At 55.2% G+C, this 18,673-nt stretch carries 18 protein-coding genes; 11 read left to right on the forward strand and 7 right to left on the reverse strand.

Annotation, left to right across the window (positions count from 1 at the left end; all coding sequences use genetic code 11):
• Positions 1–2 precede the first annotated feature (2 nt).
• The gene (fabZ, locus tag ACZO0A_RS04525; RefSeq protein WP_215691246.1) at positions 3–461 is read left to right on the forward strand and encodes a 3-hydroxyacyl-ACP dehydratase FabZ; all 459 of its coding nucleotides are present in this window, start codon (positions 3–5) and stop codon (positions 459–461) included.
• Between the two features lie 64 nt (positions 462–525).
• The gene (locus tag ACZO0A_RS04530) at positions 526–969 is read left to right on the forward strand and encodes a MarR family winged helix-turn-helix transcriptional regulator (protein WP_215691248.1); all 444 of its coding nucleotides are present in this window, start codon (positions 526–528) and stop codon (positions 967–969) included.
• 294 nt (positions 970–1,263) lie between these two features.
• Here the strand turns inward: ACZO0A_RS04530 and ACZO0A_RS04535 are convergent, their stop codons facing one another.
• The gene (locus tag ACZO0A_RS04535; RefSeq protein WP_215691250.1) at positions 1,264–2,016 is read right to left on the reverse strand and encodes a carboxymuconolactone decarboxylase family protein; all 753 of its coding nucleotides are present in this window, start codon (positions 2,014–2,016) and stop codon (positions 1,264–1,266) included.
• The gene (locus tag ACZO0A_RS04540; RefSeq protein WP_215691252.1) at positions 2,016–2,555 is read right to left on the reverse strand and encodes a flavodoxin family protein; all 540 of its coding nucleotides are present in this window, start codon (positions 2,553–2,555) and stop codon (positions 2,016–2,018) included. Before ACZO0A_RS04540 ends, ACZO0A_RS04535 begins: the two co-directional genes overlap by 1 nt.
• A 118-nt stretch (positions 2,556–2,673) precedes the next feature.
• Here ACZO0A_RS04540 and ACZO0A_RS04545 point away from each other — a divergent pair, with 118 nt between their 5' ends.
• Positions 2,674–2,976 carry a MerR family transcriptional regulator gene (locus ACZO0A_RS04545; RefSeq protein ID WP_337557140.1) on the forward strand — a complete coding sequence of 101 codons (303 nt, stop codon included), beginning with the start codon at positions 2,674–2,676 and terminating at the stop codon, positions 2,974–2,976.
• A 169-nt stretch (positions 2,977–3,145) separates the two neighbouring features.
• Here ACZO0A_RS04545 and ACZO0A_RS04550 read toward each other — a convergent pair whose 3' ends face one another.
• Genes ACZO0A_RS04550 through ACZO0A_RS04570 form a run of 5 tightly spaced genes read right to left on the reverse strand, consistent with a single transcriptional unit; the run spans position 3,146 to position 7,146 of the window.
• Positions 3,146–3,838 carry a response regulator gene (locus ACZO0A_RS04550; RefSeq protein WP_419047752.1) on the reverse strand — a complete coding sequence of 231 codons (693 nt, stop codon included), beginning with the start codon at positions 3,836–3,838 and terminating at the stop codon, positions 3,146–3,148.
• Positions 3,831–4,934, reverse strand: coding sequence for a sensor histidine kinase (locus ACZO0A_RS04555; protein ID WP_486846089.1), 1,104 nt, complete (start codon positions 4,932–4,934; stop codon positions 3,831–3,833). The genes ACZO0A_RS04550 and ACZO0A_RS04555 overlap by 8 nt, the downstream gene beginning before the upstream one ends.
• A 47-nt stretch (positions 4,935–4,981) precedes the next feature.
• Positions 4,982–5,119: a hypothetical protein gene (locus tag ACZO0A_RS04560; protein WP_302149583.1), complete on the reverse strand. Its 138-nt coding sequence runs from the start codon at positions 5,117–5,119 to the stop codon at positions 4,982–4,984.
• A gap of 25 nt (positions 5,120–5,144) precedes the next feature.
• Positions 5,145–5,792, reverse strand: a complete 648-nt coding sequence (locus tag ACZO0A_RS04565) for a potassium channel family protein (protein ID WP_215691260.1) — start codon at positions 5,790–5,792, stop codon at positions 5,145–5,147.
• Positions 5,793–5,808: 16 nt separating this feature from the next.
• Positions 5,809–7,146 (reverse strand): TrkH family potassium uptake protein, encoded by a 1,338-nt coding sequence (locus ACZO0A_RS04570; RefSeq protein ID WP_486846090.1) that lies wholly within the window; start codon positions 7,144–7,146, stop codon positions 5,809–5,811.
• A 322-nt stretch (positions 7,147–7,468) separates the two neighbouring features.
• Here ACZO0A_RS04570 and ACZO0A_RS04575 point away from each other — a divergent pair, with 322 nt between their 5' ends.
• From ACZO0A_RS04575 to ACZO0A_RS04610, 8 genes are all read left to right on the forward strand, one after another.
• Positions 7,469–8,227: a LytR/AlgR family response regulator transcription factor gene (locus ACZO0A_RS04575; RefSeq protein ID WP_486846091.1), complete on the forward strand. Its 759-nt coding sequence runs from the start codon at positions 7,469–7,471 to the stop codon at positions 8,225–8,227.
• Positions 8,215–9,492 carry an ATP-binding protein gene (locus tag ACZO0A_RS04580; protein ID WP_486846094.1) on the forward strand — a complete coding sequence of 426 codons (1,278 nt, stop codon included), beginning with the start codon at positions 8,215–8,217 and terminating at the stop codon, positions 9,490–9,492. The genes ACZO0A_RS04575 and ACZO0A_RS04580 overlap by 13 nt, the downstream gene beginning before the upstream one ends.
• 218 nt (positions 9,493–9,710) lie before the next feature.
• Entirely contained in the window at positions 9,711–12,677 is a 2,967-nt protein-coding gene (locus ACZO0A_RS04585; protein ID WP_302377603.1) for a glycoside hydrolase family 3 protein, read from the forward strand.
• A 15-nt stretch (positions 12,678–12,692) separates the two neighbouring features.
• Positions 12,693–14,309: a bacterial Ig-like domain-containing protein gene (locus tag ACZO0A_RS04590; protein ID WP_302377601.1), complete on the forward strand. Its 1,617-nt coding sequence runs from the start codon at positions 12,693–12,695 to the stop codon at positions 14,307–14,309.
• A 109-nt stretch (positions 14,310–14,418) separates the two neighbouring features.
• Positions 14,419–16,839: a glycoside hydrolase family 3 C-terminal domain-containing protein gene (locus ACZO0A_RS04595; RefSeq protein ID WP_302377599.1), complete on the forward strand. Its 2,421-nt coding sequence runs from the start codon at positions 14,419–14,421 to the stop codon at positions 16,837–16,839.
• 13 nt (positions 16,840–16,852) lie between these two features.
• The gene (locus ACZO0A_RS04600; protein WP_215691270.1) at positions 16,853–17,398 is read left to right on the forward strand and encodes a GtrA family protein; all 546 of its coding nucleotides are present in this window, start codon (positions 16,853–16,855) and stop codon (positions 17,396–17,398) included.
• Between the two features lie 396 nt (positions 17,399–17,794).
• Positions 17,795–18,349, forward strand: coding sequence for a tyrosine-type recombinase/integrase (locus tag ACZO0A_RS04605; protein ID WP_417346085.1), 555 nt, complete (start codon positions 17,795–17,797; stop codon positions 18,347–18,349).
• Positions 18,330–18,673 (forward strand): threonine/serine exporter family protein (locus ACZO0A_RS04610; protein ID WP_486846095.1); only part of this gene is annotated, 344 nt, incomplete at its 3' end. The genes ACZO0A_RS04605 and ACZO0A_RS04610, both read left to right, overlap by 20 nt.

Genomic DNA, 18,673 nt, shown 5'->3' on the forward strand with positions numbered 1-18,673 from the left:
GGATGAACTGTACGCCAAATGAACCGCCCCGGACCATGACCGCGGCAGAAATCGAAAAGATTCTGCCGCACCGCTATCCGTTTGCTTTGGTGGATAAGATTCTGGACTACACCCCCGGCCAATGGGCACGGGGCGTCAAATGCGTGACCCGTACGGAACCGTTTTTTGAGGGGCACTTCCCGGGACACCCCGTTATGCCCGGTGTGCTGATCCTGGAAGCGCTGGCCCAAACCGGAGCGGTAGCCGCGTTAAGCCTGCCGGAAAACCGCGGCAAGCTCGCCCTGTTCGGCGGCGTAAAAAACGCCCGCTTCCGCCGTCAGGTCATACCCGGCGATGTGCTGACATTGGAATGCGAGCTGATAGAACAGCATGGCCCGGTAGGCATCGGCAAGGCCACCGCATGGGTGGATGGCGTGCGCGCGGCCAACGCCGAGCTGACGTTTGTTCTCACGGATGCCTGAGGGCTGGTTTTGCATGGCGGAATGTGCTATAATAAAACCACTAACCTACAGGGGGATTCTCGCTATGCTGGACCAGACATTCGGACGGGTATATACCAAATTCAAACTGCATTTTTATAAGCAGATCTTCAGTCGATTCGAGGACCGCGAAGCCACGCTGACGACGGTAGAATCTTTCTGCATGGAAGTCATCATGGCATTGGGCGAACCTACGATTGCGCAGTTCAGCCACATGATGAATCTTTCTACCCCCAATGCCGCCTATAAAATCAACTCGCTGGTCAAAAAAGGCTATGTAGAGCGCATCCAGTCCACCACCGACAAGCGGGAATACCGCCTGCGCCCGACCCAAAAGTACATTGATTACTATAACATCAGCTATTCCTATTTGCACCTGGTCATGGAGCGCGCTAAACAACGCTTCACTCCTGATGACTTGGCTAAATTGGAGGAAATGCTGCAAGTCGTCTCCGATGAACTGATGCCGGAGATTCAACTGCCTAAATAATTATACCAATTCTAAAATCGTCTGCGATGGCGACCCAAACCCGCAATTGGTAAGCCGGGCAGAGGAAAGTTATCTGCCGGTCAGCTTACAAAGCGGCGAGCAAGTTGTTGCAGGTTCCGAAGAACAGCAGCCAGCAGAAAAAGCAATATAAAAATAGCCACCTGAGATTCCGAAGGTTCCCGGATTTCAGATGGCTATTTCTTATATTTGTTTAGCACTCCCGCATTCTTGCAAGGAGGGAAAATTTTGCATTGGTTTCAGTGCATTTTTGCGGTATTGATGATCCTGTGTTTATCACTGCAGCTCCTTATAGGTTTCTTCCTGCACCGGCTCGCACCACTCGTTAGAGGTGCCTTCGCCGGGCACTTCCACTGCCAGATGAGAGAACCAGCAATCGGGTGCAGCACCGTGCCAGTGCTTGACCTCCGGGGGAATGTTCACCACATCGCCCGGATGCAGCTCCTGCGGCGCTTTGCCCCATTCCTGATAGTAGCCCCGGCCTGCCACGCAGACAAGGATCTGCCCACCGCCCTTTGCGGCATGGTGGATGTGCCAGTTGTTCCGGCAGCCCGGCTCAAAGGTGACGTTGTAAATGCCAACCTGTGCGGTGGACAGGGGGGCCAGATAGCTTTTTCCGCTGAAATACTGTGCAAAACCGTCGTTGGATGCACCGATGGGGAACACCATTTCACTCTGGTGCTTTGCCTTGGCATCCTCTGCAGCGTCCTCTGCCCAGACTTCCTTTGCCATGCGGAAAGCCGCCCACGCCTTGGGCCAGCCTGCATAAAATGCCGCATGGGTCAGGATCTCTGCAATCTCAGTCCGGGTAATACCGTTGTTTTTCGCTGCCGTCAGGTGATACCGAAACGAGGAGTCCGTCAGTCCCTGCGCCATCAGTGCCACCACCGTCACAAGGCTGCGGTCCCGGAGGGAGAGTTTATCCTCTCGGCTCCACACCTGTCCGAATAGTACCTCGTCGTTAAGTTCCGCAAATTTGGGCGCAAATTCGCCCAGAGCATCCCGCCCTGCTGTCTGTTTCACTGCCATTATACGTTCCTCCCCATCTCGTAAGCCTGTGCCATGGCAGAGGTGTTCCGCACCGCACCCGGCTCGTAAACACCACCTGCTACAAGGACTCCCTTTTCCGCGGCACCTTCCACACAGTCTGCATAGCCCCGGAAGCAGGCCAGCGTAGTGTCCGCAGAGGCTTTTTCCTCGTCTGCCATGGTGGTGATGTAGTAAAATTCCTTGTCTTTGACCTCAAGCCACCGTGCCACGGTACGGTCGATCACTGTCTTCAACTGGGCACTGATGGAGTAGAAGTATACCGGGCTTGCCAGCACAATGACATCGGCATCGATCATCTTTTGCAGGATGTCTGCCATATCATCCTTGTGGACGCAGGCTCCACCGTGGGTGCTGCAGTAGTAGCAGCCGGAACAGGGAGCTACCTTTTTCTCAGCGACCCGGATCTTTTCTGCTTTGTGCCCGGCATCCTGTGCTCCACGCAGAAATTCATCGCATAGAATATCAGAGTTACCGCCCTTCCGTGGACTGCCAGACAAAATCAATACCTTCTTGCTCATAGGAACCTCCTTGACAGCGGAGTGCATCCGCATTATGGCTTTTGATAAAGTTTGATTTTATCATACAACTTAAAGCGCACTTTAAGTCAAGGGCTTTTTGAAAAAACGGAGGCTTCAGATGATCTATACCGTAGGCGAAATGGCACAAAAGCTGGGCGTACCTGCCTCCACCCTGCGCTACTACGACAAAGAAGGGGGACTTCCCTTTGTGGAGCGTTCCTCCGGCGGCATTCGGATGTTCCGGGGAACCGACTTCGAGTGGCTGCAGGTCATCCGCTGCATGAAAAAAGCCGGAATGTCCATCAAGGATATCCGGCAGTATATTGAGTTTTCCATGCAGGGAGCTGAGCTACGATCGCTTATGTATGAAAAACGCAGTTACAGCGTATTTCAAGCCTTTGAAGTCGTCAATTTCCAATAGTGGTCAAATGGTGGTCAAGCGTCAAGCGACATATCGACCAAGCAGGAGGGCTGATTCCGCCCAGCGTAAATTACATTGGTAACATACGCGAAAAGATTAAGTTCATCAATCCAGAAATAGATATAATAATATTCATCGCTTTTATTATATCCCTTTAGGGTAGATTCTTTTACACTTTCAGCATCCTGTACCCAATGCCAATATGCGTCTGGATATACTGCGGTGAATCCGGCTCGGATTCCAGCTTTTTGCGCAGCGTAGCCATAAAAACGCGAAGGGAAGCCACGTCATTGCCCCAGGAACTGCCCCAGACTTCGTGGGTGATATAAGTATGGGTCAACACTTTGCCGCAATTCTTGGCCATGACGCAGAGCAGCTTGTATTCGATGGGGGTCAGGTGCAGTTCCTGCCCTTTCAATGTGGCACAGCCCGCCGCAAAATCAATTTGCAAATCACCGTTGGTAAAAACAGAACTACCGGCGGCGTTTTGCAGCATCAAGATGCGGCGGAACGTTACCCGCAGCCGCGCCAGCAGCTCTTCTACCGAGAACGGCTTCGTCAGATAGTCATCCGCGCCGCTGTCCAAGGCTTCGATTTTATCGCTGTCCTCGCTGCGGGCGCTGATAACGATGATGGGCATCGCAGACCAACTGCGAATACGGCGAATCACCTCGATGCCATCCAAATCAGGCAGACCAAGATCTAGCAGCATCACATCCGGCGCATGGATTGTTGCTTGTTGGAGCGCTTCTGAGGCAGTAGCCACTGCAATGTACTTGTAATCCTGCGTTTTCAGTGTTGTGGTAATCAGGTTGCGGATAGGCGCGTCGTCCTCCACGACCAGAATCAAGGGTTTATTCATGCAAAGAAACCTCCCCAAGGGGCAGTGTAAAAGTAAAGATGCAGCCGTGCGGCTTATTGTCGGACAGTGTGATCGTGCCGCCGTGGGCTGCGATGATCGTGCGGCAAAGAGCCAATCCCAACCCAAGGCTGCGGCGGCTGTCCGAAATTCGTTTTTCCCCGGTGGAGAACATCTCAAACACTTTTTCTTTTGCTTCATCCGGGATGCCGGGGCCGTCATCGCTTACCTGGATTACGGCGTTTTCCCCCTGCGCCGCAGCGGAAAGGACAATGTGTGACCCTGCGGGCGTGTATTTGATGGCATTGTCCACCAGATTGATCAACACCTGCACAACCAGCTTGGCATCCATGCGCGCCAGCAGCAGGTCATCGGCCATCTGCACAGTAATCGTGTGCTGCGCACTGTGCCGGTTGGTATGGCGCAGGGCCTCTTCGAACACTTCACTTACCAGTTCTGTGGAGATGGACAGATTCATCCTTCCATCCTCAATACGGGAAATGGAAAGAATGTTCTCCACCAGATTGATCAGCCACATGGAATCGTTGTAGATGTCCAGAAATGTTTGTTTCCGGGTGGGGGCATCCATCATCTCATAGTTGCTGATGAGGTTGGAGGCATTGCCGGAAATGGATGTGAGCGGGGTTCGCAGGTCGTGGGAAATCGTGCGCAACAAATCGGCGCGCAGCTGTTCGTTCTTGGCATGGACGGCAGCGCGCTCTTTCTCTTCGGCATTGCGGATATTCTGAATCGCCAATGTAACCGTGATGATGGAAACGATCAGCATAATGGCAAAGGTGACTGGGTAGCCGCGCTCGTATGCGTGTAGCGTCAGGCGGGGCTCTGTAAAACAAAAATTGAAAAGCAGCACGCTGGAAAACGAGCTTAAAAAGCCACAGAAATAGCTTTTGGTAAAAAGCGAGGTCAGCAATGTCCCCAGAACATACACCGATATGATATTGCGGGTAAAAGAGAAATACCAGAAAATATTGCCAATGCCGGTTGCTGCGGCCAGAATCAACACGGTAATCAAAAGATCCTTTGCCTGTCGGACGGCCTGCGCTTTCACTGTATCGGGAGATGGCTTTTTAATGTTCATGGCAAATCCTCCCTTCTGAAGGGTATCATATCATATTTTGGGCTGTATTACCAGCGGCGAAAGCCTTCCTGCCGCTCAAATTGTGCGCGGCGGACGCCGCGCCAGAACGCATCACATCGGACACCGATAAAAACAAGAAAAAGCCCGGCAGCCAGAAACAGCAAAATCAGCAGTGCTGTTTTCAAATGAACCACTTCCCTTGGAAAACGATCAGATATGAAAGCACCGGCTCAGGGCTTTTCCCTCGCCCAGTACCAACAGGGTGGTGTCACCGGGCAGGACTGTGTCCGAGTCGATGTTGACATCGGCAATTCCATTGCGTTTGATTCCCAGAATATTGATGCTGTATTTCTTGCGGATATTGATGTCGCCAACGGTCTTTCCAATCCATGCAGAAGGCACAGACACTTCCAGAATGGCGTGGTCGTGATCCAGTTCGATATAATCCAGCACATGATCGGAGCCGTAACGGATGGCTGCCCATTTTGCCAGCTGCTTTTCCGGGTAAATCACTTCATCTGCACCGTTGCGCAGCAGAAATTTGGCCTGCACATCCCGTTCCGCACGGGAAACAACCATTTTTGCTCCCAGCTCCTTCAGCAGGGAAGTGGTTTCGAGAGAACTTTGAAAGTTTCCGCTGATTGCCACAATGCAGACATCAAAATTGCGGACGCCCAACGCCTCCAGAAATTCCGCGTTGGTGCTGTCGCCGATCTGGGCGTTGGTCACAATGCTCAGCACTGCGTTGACGCGCTCCTCGTTTTCGTCTACTGCCATGACCTCATGGCCGAGTTTATTTAATTCTTCTGCAATATGGCGGCCAAATCGGCCCAAACCGATCAATAAAATAGCTTTCATGGGATCTACCTTTCTTTTATCCTACGGTTATTCGTTCCTGCGGCAGCCGCGCCACGCTGCTTTTGCTGCCGGAGAGTGCTGCGTAGATCATGGTCAGTCCGCCGACACGCCCAATGAACATCAAGAAAATTAAAATCCCCTGCGAGACGATCCCCAGATGAGGTGTCAACCCCAGGGACAGCCCTACGGTAGCAATGGCCGAGGTCGTCTCAAACAGGCATTCGGACAGCGGCAAGCCCTCGACGGTGCTGATGGTGAATGCCCCCGTCAGCGAAAGGACGAGATACAGTGTAAAAATGGCTGCGGCATCATGGACCGCTTTTTCTTCCATCCGCCGCCCGAACATTTCTGGGCTCTTCTGCCTGCGGAATACAGCAAAAGCATTGGCGACAAGCACCGCTATCGTTGTTGTCTTGATGCCGCCGGCAGTAGAACCCGGTGAACCGCCGATGAACATCAGCAGAATCGTAAGGCCGCGCCCGCTGCTGGACAAGGACGTGTAGTCTGCCGTATTAAAACCGGCTGTCCGGGGCGTTATGGACTGAAACAGAGAGAGCAACAGCCGCTCCTGCGGTGTGACTCCTTTGAACTCAAAAAAGAAGAAGTATAGTGTTGGCAGCAAGATCAAGAGTGCCGTCGATGTCAGAATAACTTTGCTTTGTAGCCGATAGCGATGAAAGCGGAGCCGATTGGTCCGCACGTCATCCCATGTCAGAAAGCCAATGCCGCCTATAACGATCAGGGCGGAAATCGTCAGGCTGATAACCGGGTCGGCGCGATATGCGGTCAGAGAAACAAAAGGCGTGTCGGGAGTACCCATTAAATCAAAGCCCGCATTGCAGAAAGCGGAAACGGAATGAAAAATGGCTTTCCATATCCCGGAAACGCCGAAATCCCGGCAGAAAACCGGGAGCATACAAAGTGCACCGATCCCTTCCATCACCAAAGAGCTACGGATCACAAAGCCTGTCAGCCGCACAATGCCGCCCACTTTGGGGGCGGACATGGCCTCCTGCATCCGCCCGCGCTGTGAGAGGGAAATGCGCCGACCGGATAAAAGCGAGAAAGACGCGCCGACTGTGATCACACCCAGGCCGCCGATCTGGATCAGCACCATGAGAACAGCCTGACCAAAGGCTGACCAGTGGGAAGCCGTATCCCGCACAACCAGCCCCGTAACACAGACGGCGGAGGTTGCCGTAAACAATGCCTCATGGAAAGGGGTGACGGTATGTGCTTGTGCAGAGAACGGCAGCATCAAAAGCGCTGCCCCGATAAGGATAACCATTGCAAACAGCAGAATAATGGACTGAAAGTAATTGAGCTTACAGGTTAAACGCCGATGAGATGGCAAAGAAAATCACACTCCAGCAGAATTTTCGTACAATACAGTATAGCGCCGCCTGTTTAAAGATGGTATTAAGCTTTTCTGCCGGGGTATTAAGATTGTGTTAAGACGACCGGGCTTGTTTGGTATATTTTTCCCATTGGCACTTTGAGCCTAGTGCGACTGCACCGTAGTGGTCAAACGGTGGTCAGGATCTTCCATACCCAGCACGCGGCGTTCCGGAAATATCTTGGAAAAATTGGACGATTCGCTCGTAAAAGGTTGACGCGGCTGCGTTCGGGGGTATATCATATTTGTATAGAACCTTGCGCGGAGGGAGGAACGCACGGTGATCCGAATCGGCATTGTGGACGATGAAAAACAAGAAAGAGACCAACTGAAACAGGCGCTGGCGCGGTTTAGCGCGGAGAACGGCACAGAACTGAACGTACAGGAGTTTGACTGCGCGGCAGTCTATCTGGCGGCGCAAGACCGTGATTTTGACATTTTATATCTCGACATTGATATGCCGCAGATGTCCGGCATGGAACTGGCCGAAAAAATCCGGGAGACAGATCAAGACGTCATCCTCATTTTCTGCACGAATTTGCAGCAATTCGCGCTGAATGGGTACAGCGTCGGCGCGCTGGGCTTTATTGTAAAGCCGATACAGTGGTACTCCTTCCATATGTATCTGACGCGGGCGCTGAAGGCGCTGCAAAAGCGCGCCGGTCAAAAGGTCACGCCGCCGCACATTGTCGTCAAGGACGGCACCATGACGCGGCTGCTGGATGCAGCGGAAATCGCCTATGTGGAGGTGCGCCAGCACGACCTGCTGTACAACCTGTGCAGCGGGGACGGTAAGACCGAAATCATCAAAAACCGCGGTTCGATGCAGGAAATCGCGGCGCAGCTGACGCCCTACGGCTTTGTACGATGCAGCGCCAGTTACCTTGTGAACCTGCGCTGTATCACGGCGGTAAGCCGTATGAATGTCTATATCGGCGGGGCGGCACTGCCCATCGGGCGCACCTACAAGGACGCCTTCACCGAAGCATTCTCTCGATATATGGCAAAAAAGGAGTGGGAAGACCCGTGCCGGTCATAAATTGGATACTGATCCAGCAAGTCCAGCTGGGTATGATTCTATGCGCCTGCCTGTTTGTCCCGTGGGGGCAGCGCCGCAGCTGCTTCGTTCCGCGGCTGGCGGCGGGTGTATGGGGCTTTCTCGCACTGACGGACACCCTGACATTTCTGCCGCAGTGGGCAAAACTGCTGCTATATACGGCGCTGCTGTTTGGTCTGATATGGTTCAGCTTTGACTGCAGCCCGCTGCACGCCCTGTTTTATACAACCTGTGCCTACGCGGTGCAGCACATTACCAGTAAGCTGGCCTATATGCCCATTAATTGGCTGCTTCAGCATGGGCGCAGGGACAGGCTCGTCAACTTTGTTATTCTGCTTTTCAGCAGCCTTGTGGTCTGTCTGGTCATCTACCGGTTGCTCACCCGGCGCATCTGGCGCGGGCGCCTGCTGTTTGACAATGTCAAGACCGTGCTTTACTCCGGCTTTTTCCTGATTGCCGCAGTCTACCTGAGTGTTGTACTGGAGGATGTCCTGGACAGCAGCGCAGAGTCCTACCTGACCGCCTATCTGGCGCTGAATGCGTTCTGCATCCTGTTTGCCATCACGATTCTGGCACTGGAATTTTCAAATTGCAGCATCAAAAGTCTGGAACACGAGAATAAAATGCTGGAGCATCTGCTGGAATGTGACAAGCAGCAGTATGAACAGGCAAAAAAGGACATGGAAAAAATCAACATCCGCTACCATGACCTGAAACAGCAGTATTCCCGCGCCACAGATGAGGAACGCGCCCGTCTGGAAGAAGAAATGGACAACCTGAACCTGCGCTATCTCACCGGGAATAAGGCGCTGGACATCACACTGACCCAAAAGTCGGCACTCTGCGGGCAGGCAGGTATTCAGCTGGTCTGCTCGGCAGACGGCAGCTGTCTGGAGGATATGAAACACTACCACATCTACTCCCTGCTGGGCAATGCGCTGGACAATGCCATTGAGTGTCTGACGCAGGTAAACGATGCGTCTAAGCGGGTCATCACACTGGACATCAGCCGCTGCCGTGACATGGCGGTCATCCGCGTGCAGAATTACACCCCCGCACCGCCGACGCTGCGGGACGGCGCTATCGTCACAACCAAGCAGGATACCGAGGAGCATGGCTACGGCATAAAAAGCATCAAAAGCATTGCCGAGCTGTACGGCGGCACGGCAGACTGCTTTGTGGAGGACTCGATTTTTTACCTGGTGGTTACCTTCCCCTGCGGGAAAAGCCAAAAAGAAACTGCATAACCCAAAAGCGACTGCCGAAAGGCGGCCGCTTTTCTTCGTTGTCATTTGTGCCGTGTTTTTTGACATTTACGCCAACTGCATTGACCCGGTCAACGCTTCCCTTTATGATAGCTTTGTGAAAAAGATACGAAAAGCTTCTGCAAAAGGGAAGTGCACAGCCCTTGGCAGCAAGCGCATCGGATCATTCATCTGTGACAGTTTAGGAAGGAGAAAAACCTATGGCACAAAAGGAAACCTCAAGCAAGTCCCGCCGTTGGCTGGGCTTGTCCGGCGCGGCTGTGCTGGTGGCCAACCTTGTCCTGACCGGAACGACTATTGCGTTCCAGCAGGAAGGCGAAGTCAACCATGCACTCGGCATCGAAGGCGCTGGCGCATCTTACGGCGGCACGGAGTTCTCCGCTGACGGCACCCTGTCTGACGCAAGCTACGAAAAGTACATCGAAGCCGCTTATCAGTTCTGTGAGCAGGAAGAAGAAGAGGGCAGCGTGCTGCTCTACAACCGCAACAACGCCCTGCCGCTTTCCGAGTCTGAGCGCAACGTCACGGTCTTTGGCCGCGGCAGCATCGACCCGGTGTTCCGCAGCACCGCAGGCGGTTCCTCCACAAACCCGGATTACCAGAAAACCCCCGTTGACGCCCTGCAGGATGCCGGCTTCAACGTGAACCAAACCGTGCTGGACGCCTACGCTTCCGCCGAAGCGCCGAAAGCAAGAAGCGTTTCCAGCGTGGGCGAATATGACCCGGCGCTGTTCACCGGCAGCGTCACCGACTCGTTTGCGTCCTATGGTGATGTCGCGTTTGTTACGCTGTCCCGCTTTGCCACCGAGGGTAACGACCTTGCGATGGTCAACGACGAGGGCAAGCGTATGCTGGAGCTGGACGACAACGAGAAAGCGATCTTCCAGAAAATCAAGGATTCCGGCAAATTCAAGAAAACCGTCGTCTTGCTGAACTCCGTCTTTGCGATGGAGATGGACTGGCTGGACGAGTACAATGTTGACGCTGTGCTGTGGGTCGGCAACCCCGGCTTCTACGGTATGCCCGGCGCCATCCGCGTTGTGACCGGTGAGGTCAACCCCTCCGGTCACACCACCGCCACCTTTGCCGCCAACTCCCTGTCCGCGCCCAGCGCCGAAAACTTCGGTCTGCACGCCTACAACTACGGCAGCAAAACGCCCCGCGCGGCAGGCGACAGCTTTGTCAGCTATAACGAGGGCATCTATGTCGGCTACCGCTACTACGAGACCCGCTACGAGGACACCATCCTCGGTCAGGGCAACGCCGATTCCGCGGTTGGCACCAAAGCCTCGACCGATGGCTGGAACTACGCTGAGGAGGTCTGCTTCCCCTTCGGCTACGGTCTGTCCTACACGACCTATGAGTACAGCCTTGACAAACTGGACTACAACAGCGACACCGACACCTTCACGGCGACCGTCACGGTGAGCAACACCGGCGATAAGGACGGCAAGGCTACGGTGGAGCTGTACGGACAGTCCCCCTACACCGACTACGACAAGCAGAACAACGTCGAAAAGTCCTCGATCCAGCTGCTGGGCTATGACAAAATCGACGTGGCCGCAGGTGCATCCGAGACTGTCACGGTCGATGTGCCCGGCTACTTCCTTGCGTCCTATGACGCCAACGGCGCGAAGGGCTACATCCTCGATGCGGGCGATTACTACTTCGCCGTCGGCAACGGCGCACACGAGGCACTGAACAATGTGTTGGCCGCCAAGTGCGGTGACGCCGTTGCGGGCAAGCTGATCGATCAGGACGGCAATGTCGTCACCGGCAACACCGCCGCTGTGGCCACTTGGACCGCCCCCAACACCGAGGTCGATACCGAAAAGTACCGCAAATCCCGTTACAACAGCGATGTGGAAGTCACGAACACCTTCGACGACGCCGATGTGAACTACTGGGCGAACGACGACGAAAAAATCACCTACCTGTCCCGCAGCGCGTGGGATACGACCTACCCCACCACGCTGGAGACCCTGACGGTCAACGATAAGCTGTACAACGGTCTGAATATGCAGACCTACGTCAAGGCGGCCGACGCCAAGAGCGTTTCCGACTTCAACCTCGGCGTGGAGCTGGATGAGAAGATCAACTTCAGCGATATGATCGGCGTTGCCTTCGACGACCCGAAGTGGAACGACTTCCTTTCTCAGCTGACGCTGAGCGATCTGCTCATCAACATGGGCGACTCCAAGGGCATCAAGGCTGTCAAGGCTGTCAACAAGCCCGGCTGCACCATCGTCGATGGTCCCGAGGGCATGAATGGTCAGTTTAAGTACGGCGACCGCCGCAACTGCACCGGCTGGGCTACGCTGCCCATCGTCGGCGCAACCTGGAACCACGATGTGCAGACCCGCTTTGGCGAGATGTACGGCGAGGATGCGCTGTATGCGTCCATTCCCATCGCCTACGCGCCCGGCGCGGACACCCTGCGCTCTCCCTACTCCGGTCGTACCTCTGAGTATTTCTCCGAGGACGGCGTTCTCAGCTACTATGCTGCCAAGGCCGTTTCCCGCGGTATGCGCAACAAGGGTCTGATCGGCACGGTCAAGCACTTCTTCCTGAACGAGCAGGAAGCCGGTCGTCAGGGCATCTCCACCTTTGCGAACGAGCAGGCCATCCGCGAGATCTATATGCGCGCCTTTGAGGGTTCCCTTGCTGAGGGCGATTCTCTCGGCGTTATGACCGCTTACAACCGTATCGGCGTTATGTACGCTGCTGCCAACCAGGGCATCCAGCACATCCTGCGCGACGAGTGGAACTACGGCGGCTACATCATCGACGATGCGCTGACCGCGTCCGAGTATTCCTCCGCCCCCGAAATGCTGATGGCGGGCAACAACATCTTCTGCCTGGATACCGCCCGCCCGACCGAAATCGAGAAGCTGATCACCAGCACCGATGACGGCGACCTGCTGCAGAAGGTCATCGACTCCAACCATTATCTGTACTACGTCATGCTGCAGTCCTCTATGGGCGGCTCCGGCGCGGAGGACGTTGTCGTTTCCGACGCGGCCCCGTGGTGGCAGACGACCCTGCGCGCTCTCGATGTTGTGTTCTGCGCACTGGCCGTTGCCGCTGTCGTGATGTATGTGCTGCATACCTACACGGACGTTTTCTCCGAGGAAAAGCGGAAGAATCGTGCCGCCAAAAAGAATTGATGGAGGTGGAACCTGATGAATAAAGGCTTGAAAAATAAAGGGCTGGGCAGCTGGTTCTGCCTTGCCGCAGCGCTGGTCGCGCTGATCACCGGCATTGTATTCCTGCTCACACAGGCCACGGCCGCCCCTCTGGGTCACTCCGGCACGATGGCCGGCGTGGTGCTGCTGGTCGGTGCTGCCGCTTCGCTCGTTTTCTTCTTTGTTTCCGTTCCGTTCAGCGCGCTGATTCAGGCGGTCATTTATAACATTGCCCTGTATCTTGTCGTTGTGCAGTTGTATTTCGTCTTTGCCGATGTCATCAACCACGTTACCTTTGCGGGCGGCAACGCCGGTCTGTGCGTGTTTTATATGGTCGGCACTTTCATTGCCTGCCTGCTCAGTGTGATCGCCTGCTTCTGCAAGCAGACAAAAACCGGCGAGGCAAAAGCCACCGGAAAACAGTTTGCTGCCGCCGGTGCGGTGGTCGTGGTCGCTGCGGTCTGCGTGGGCGGTTTCTCCCTGCAGAGCAGCAGCCTGCCCTCGGCCGACAATGCGGAGGTTGCCCCCGATGCGGCGCAGACTTCTGCCGATGGTCCCGTTATGAACTACAACGATAACGAGTATGTTTCCAAGACGCTGGATGACCTGATTGCCATCCCGCAGGAAACCTGGGAAGCCAAGGAGCCGAACGGGGAAGTCGCCTACTTCTTCGAGGGTCAGTACACCGAAGGCTTCGGCACCATCGTGGATCCGGCCTGTCTGGATATGTACTGCTACACCGACGGTTCGATGTGGGGTTCCTTCAGCGGTCCCAGCACCTCCGTGGGCGGCGACTCTATCTCCCATGTTTACGGCTACTGGTACAACTACGATGAAAACGGCGAGAAGAACTTCGTCATTCATCTGCTGGGCAATCAGGACGCCGACGGCACTGTGCGCCCCACCAATGTGGATGGCGGCGCGGATGCGGATATCTTCGTCTTTGACACCGACCACGGCGCATACAGCATGGAAGCCAGCCTGAGCTATGGCGTTATGGGCGGTAGGATCACCCGCAACATCAACATCTACGGTCAGCCCTATGCCCCTGCCAAGAGCCTGACGATCGATGCCTCCAACCTGCGCACCTTCTACACGGGTGACACCTTCAACCCGGGCGAGCTGGTTGTGACGGCTACCCGCGCCAACGATGCGGAGGAGTCCATCTGGGGCGGTCGCTTGACCTTCACCGGTTACGACAGCGACACCACAGGCACCAAGACCGTGACGGCCTCCTTCCTGGGTGCGACCGCTACGTTTGAAGTACAGGTCGAGGATCTGGTCACCGAGCAGTACACGGGCAGCTATGAGCTGGTGCAGGGCGAAACGCCCACCGCAACGGATGCCGTGCTGCTGGTGGATTACTCCCACAAGGTCTGCACGCTGACTGCCGCCGACGGCTCTGCAGCCATCACCGGTACGCTGGTGGATGTGCAGGACGATGCCCTTACCCTGACCCTGAACGGCAGCGATGCCCTGACGGTGCCCATCACCGAGGGCGAGGACGGCAGCAAGCAGCTGACCATCCCTGCCCATGACGAAACCGTCTCCGGCTGGGGCTACAGCAACACCTACTCCATCAACGAGGCTGTGGTCACGCTGGCGGCAGAGTAAGCGTCCATTGCCCCTGATGAAACATAACGGTACTTGCTGAATGAAAGCCGCGTCTGATGTCTGCTTGCAGGCGTTGGACGCGGCTTTTCTTATGAGAAGGGAAAAATATATGCAAAATACAGAACTTTTGCTGAAAAAATTGACCTTGGAAGAAAAATGCGCGCTGCTTTCCGGCGCGGAAACCTTCAAAACGCGGGGTATGCCCGAACACGGCATCCCGCAGATCTGGCTGTCGGACGGTCCCCACGGCTTGCGCAAGCAGGCAGGCGAGAGCGACCACTTGGGGCTGAATCCCAGCGTTCCCGCCACCTGCTTCCCCACGGCGTCGGCTGTTGCAAACAGCTGGGATGCCGCGCTGGGCGAGGAAATCGGCGCAGCCTTGGGCGAGGAAGCTGCCGCGCAGGAAGTGTCGGTGGTGTTGGGACCGGGGCTTAACATGAAGCGCAACCCGCTGTGCGGGCGCAGCTTTGAGTATTTCTCCGAGGACCCGTATCTCGCGGGCAAGCTGGCGGCGGGATATATTCGCGGCATCCAGTCCAAGGGCGTAGCCGCCTGCCCGAAGCACTTTGCCGTCAACAGTCAGGAAACGCGGCGTATGGCTTCGGATTCCATCGTGGACGAGCGCACCCTGCGGGAAATTTACCTGACCGGGTTTGAAATTGCCGTCAAAGAGGGGCATCCCCGCAGCATTATGTCGTCCTACAATCTTGTGAACGGTACATATGCCAACGAGAATAAGCACCTGCTCATGGAGATCCTGCGCGGTGAGTGGGGCTTTGATGGCGCGGTCATCACCGACTGGGGCGGAAGCAACGACCACGCGCTGGGTGTGAAAAACGGCTCCACGCTGGAAATGCCCGTGCCCGGCGGGGACAGTGTGCGCGAACTGCTGGCGGCGGTGGAAAGCGGGAAAATCTCTGAATCCGACATCGACGCCCGCTTGTCAGAGTTGCTGCCGCTGGTGTTTGATACCAAGGCTGCGCTGGACGCTGCCCCGCGCGAGTTTGATGCGGCAGCCCATCATGCGCTTGCCCGCCGCGCCGCCGAGGAAAGCCTTGTGCTGCTGAAAAACGAGGGCGCTTTGCTGCCGTTGGCGGCGGGTACCAAGGTGGCTGTCATCGGCGACTTTGCCAAAAATCCGCGCTATCAGGGCGCAGGCTCCAGCATGGTGAACTCGACACAGGTGGATGTGCTGCTGGATAAGCTGATCGACTCCGAGTTGAACGTTATCGGGTATCAGCAGGGCTTTGACCGCCACGGTAAGCCGGATGCTGCTTTGCAGAAATCTGCCTGCGAACTGGCGACACAGGCAGATACAGTTATTTTGTGCATGGGTCTGGATGAAATCGCCGAGAGTGAGGGTCTTGACCGCAGCAATCTGCGCCTTGCGCAAAATCAGGTGGATCTGCTGCAGGCTGTGGCGGCCGTCAACCCGAAAATTGTCGTGGTATTGTACAGCGGCAGCGTAGTCGAAACGCCGTGGCTGGACAACTGCCAAGCCCTGTTGTACGCCGCCTTAGGCGGTCAGGCAGGGGCGGGAGCCGTTGCGGATGCACTGGCGGGCAAGGTCAACCCCTGCGGCAAGCTGGCAGAAACATGGCCGTTGGCCTACGCCGACGTACCCAGCGCCGCCGACTTTGCCACCCGCCGCAAGACTGTGGAGTACCGCGAGGGGCTGTACATCGGCTACCGCTACTTTACCACGGCGGAAAAAGCTGTGCGCTTCCCGTTTGGTTATGGCATGAGTTACACGACGTTTGCGTACAGCGATATGGCTGCCGATGAACAGGGGGTCAGCCTTACCGTAACGAACACCGGCAGTGTGGCAGGTACGGAAATCGTGCAGCTGTATATTGCTAAAAAGAGCAGTGAGCTTTTCCGTCCTGCTAAGGAATTGAAAGGCTTTGCCCGCGTAACGCTTGCCCCCGGCGAGAAACAGCGCATCACCATCATGCTGGACGATAAGGCGTTCCGTTTCTGGAATGTCAAGGCTAACCGCTGGGAAATCGAGGGCGGCGAGTACGAGCTGCTTGTCGGCGCAAGCGTGGAGGACATTCGGCTGTGCGAGAAAATCTCCGTACATGGAACGGCTACCGTGCATCCGTATGAAGATGTGGACTTGGATTGCTATTATAAGGGCAATGTGCTGAGCGTTTCCGATGCGGACTTTGAAAAGCTGCTGGGGCATCCCATCCCGAACGGCAAAACCAAAATTGACCGCAATCTGACCTTGGGCGAACTGAACCACGCCCGCAGCCCGCTGGGCTGGCTTGTCTGGCTCGTGCTGACGATCCTGCTGGATGTCAGCTATAAACGCGGCAAGCCGGACCTGAACATTTTGTTCCAGTACAATATGCCCCTTCGCGCCTTGGCAAAGATGACGAACGGCGCCATCAGCATGGGCATGGTGGACGGCATTGTCATGGAATTGCAGGGCTTCTGGATCCTGGGTCTTGTGCGGGTGATTTATGAAGCAATTAAGAATGTGGTGCTGAATGCGCAGATGGAAAAGCGTCTGCGCGGCGCTTGATGGAGGTTGCATTATGCAGTTTTGGAATAATTTCGCGGCAAAACACCCCGCCGCAGCCAAGTGGGTGCGCGAGGGCGGTCTGTTCGTCATCGTGTCGAATCTGATTACCGTGTTCAAGTATCTGCTGCTGCAATTTTTGCCCGCTGCGTTCAGCAGTCTGCCGGTGGTGGATTTCGGCTGGCCCGGCGTGGATGTGACCCTGTTTGGGGAAACCTTCAAGTGGAACATCCTCGGCTACGATGCCGCCCACGGCGGTCTGCCGTACTTCTGCGCGTATATGATCGCCATGGTCATTGGCGAGTGCATCAACTTCCCGATCCAGCGCAATTTCGTGTTCCGCAGCAAGGGCAATTTAGGCAAGCAGATCGCGTGGTATGTGTTGGCGTTCTGCGTCATTACCTGCATCGTCAACTCCATCAACTGCGTGTGGGTCGCCGTAGCCGGGCTGCTGGTGCCGGACTTTATTTATAACATCGGCACGACGGTTTTGAACGGCGGCGTGTCTATGGTCATTTTCTTCTTTGTCAACAAAATCATCTTCCCTGAAAGCGGGAAGTGATTCTGAAACCAAAATAACATCAAACCAAAAAGCGCATTGCAAAAGTACATTGCGATGCGCTTTTTTGTGCGCCCGAAGGGATTCGCCAAGCCGCGCCCTAGAAACGCCCCACCGGGGCGTTTCTGCCCCGCGGGACGCAAAGCGCGGGGCGCGGGCTGTTCGAATCCGCTCTTTTGCTGCTCCATAAAATCCATGCAAAACAAAAAGAGTAGCACCCCATCCGGGTGCGGGATGGTGGTCGAGCCGTGCGACTTTATAGGCTGGGAGAAGAATACGATCTTGCAGCCATAGATGACAGACTGCAGGAAAACTACTTGTTGTATGGACCAAGGTTGTATGAGCTGAAACACCCACCCCGGCAGTATACGCCGAAACGATATCGCCCCAAGGATACCTATGCAGGAAAAGGCATCCTCCAAATTTTCCTCGAGGTATTCTTCGGGGAATCCCAGATGCACCGCTTGTATCTGTACTAATGGAAGGCCGATGAATCCCTGCACATTTACCTATCGCTTTAAGTTGATATTGAAAGCAAACAACTTGCCACTGAATTTGAATGTGCATAGCTTGCGGCATACGAACGCCAGCTTGCTGATTGCACAAGGCGTGGATGTACGAACGGTTGCCAGCCTGCTTGGTCATGTACAGGCCAGCACAACGCTGCTGCACTGCATGGCTGATGGTGCCGGTGCCGGCAACAGCCGTGACATAGCGAAGTTGTTGAAGGGTCACGGCAGTTTCCTTTCTGCGTGTTTTTTCTATCCTACCGCAGAGCCGCCAAAAACGCAACGTATTTTCTTCTTTGAAATACCAAACGAACATTGCCGGCATATCCAAGATACATTTTACCCGTCCTGCAATTTCCCTTATAATAGCACCGCAGTCTTGAAACGGCTGCAACATTCCCATATCACAAAGGAGGCTTTCCGGTATGGGACAACGGAAAAGTGAGATCATCAAAAATCACATGGAAGTCTACTGGCACGACTATGCGTCGGCCAGCAAGGGCATCCCCATTACCGAGGCGGGGCTTGTGGAAAAATCCTCCGTCATTGGACGCACCGGGCTGATGCTGCTGGAATGCGGCACCGGCGCATGGCGTGTCCGAAGCTCTATGAACACCCTTTCGCGGGAGCTGGGAGTCACAACAACAGCGGACATCGGCCTGTTGTCAATTGAGTTCACCTGCTTTGATGGTGACCAGTGTTATACCCAGTCACTCTGTCTGACAAACACGGGCGTGAATACCTCCCGGCTGAACCGGCTGGAGCATTT

The organism is Gemmiger sp., assembly GCF_057431175.1.

Bases quoted from the DNA above. Each gene is read 5' to 3' on its own strand.
- fabZ (WP_215691246.1), top strand. From the start codon at position 3: ATGAACTGTACGCCAAATGAACCGCCCCGGACCATGACCGCGGCAGAA.
- ACZO0A_RS04530 (WP_215691248.1), top strand. From the start codon at position 526: ATGCTGGACCAGACATTCGGACGGGTATATACCAAATTCAAACTGCAT.
- ACZO0A_RS04535 (WP_215691250.1), bottom strand. From the start codon at position 2,016: ATGGCAGTGAAACAGACAGCAGGGCGGGATGCTCTGGGCGAATTTGCG.
- ACZO0A_RS04540 (WP_215691252.1), bottom strand. From the start codon at position 2,555: ATGAGCAAGAAGGTATTGATTTTGTCTGGCAGTCCACGGAAGGGCGGT.
- ACZO0A_RS04545 (WP_337557140.1), top strand. From the start codon at position 2,674: ATGATCTATACCGTAGGCGAAATGGCACAAAAGCTGGGCGTACCTGCC.
- ACZO0A_RS04550 (WP_419047752.1), bottom strand. From the start codon at position 3,838: ATGAATAAACCCTTGATTCTGGTCGTGGAGGACGACGCGCCTATCCGC.
- ACZO0A_RS04555 (WP_486846089.1), bottom strand. From the start codon at position 4,934: ATGAACATTAAAAAGCCATCTCCCGATACAGTGAAAGCGCAGGCCGTC.
- ACZO0A_RS04565 (WP_215691260.1), bottom strand. From the start codon at position 5,792: ATGAAAGCTATTTTATTGATCGGTTTGGGCCGATTTGGCCGCCATATT.
- ACZO0A_RS04585 (WP_302377603.1), top strand. From the start codon at position 9,711: ATGGCACAAAAGGAAACCTCAAGCAAGTCCCGCCGTTGGCTGGGCTTG.
- ACZO0A_RS04590 (WP_302377601.1), top strand. From the start codon at position 12,693: ATGAATAAAGGCTTGAAAAATAAAGGGCTGGGCAGCTGGTTCTGCCTT.
- ACZO0A_RS04595 (WP_302377599.1), top strand. From the start codon at position 14,419: ATGCAAAATACAGAACTTTTGCTGAAAAAATTGACCTTGGAAGAAAAA.
- ACZO0A_RS04600 (WP_215691270.1), top strand. From the start codon at position 16,853: ATGCAGTTTTGGAATAATTTCGCGGCAAAACACCCCGCCGCAGCCAAG.
- ACZO0A_RS04605 (WP_417346085.1), top strand. From the start codon at position 17,795: ATGCAGGAAAAGGCATCCTCCAAATTTTCCTCGAGGTATTCTTCGGGG.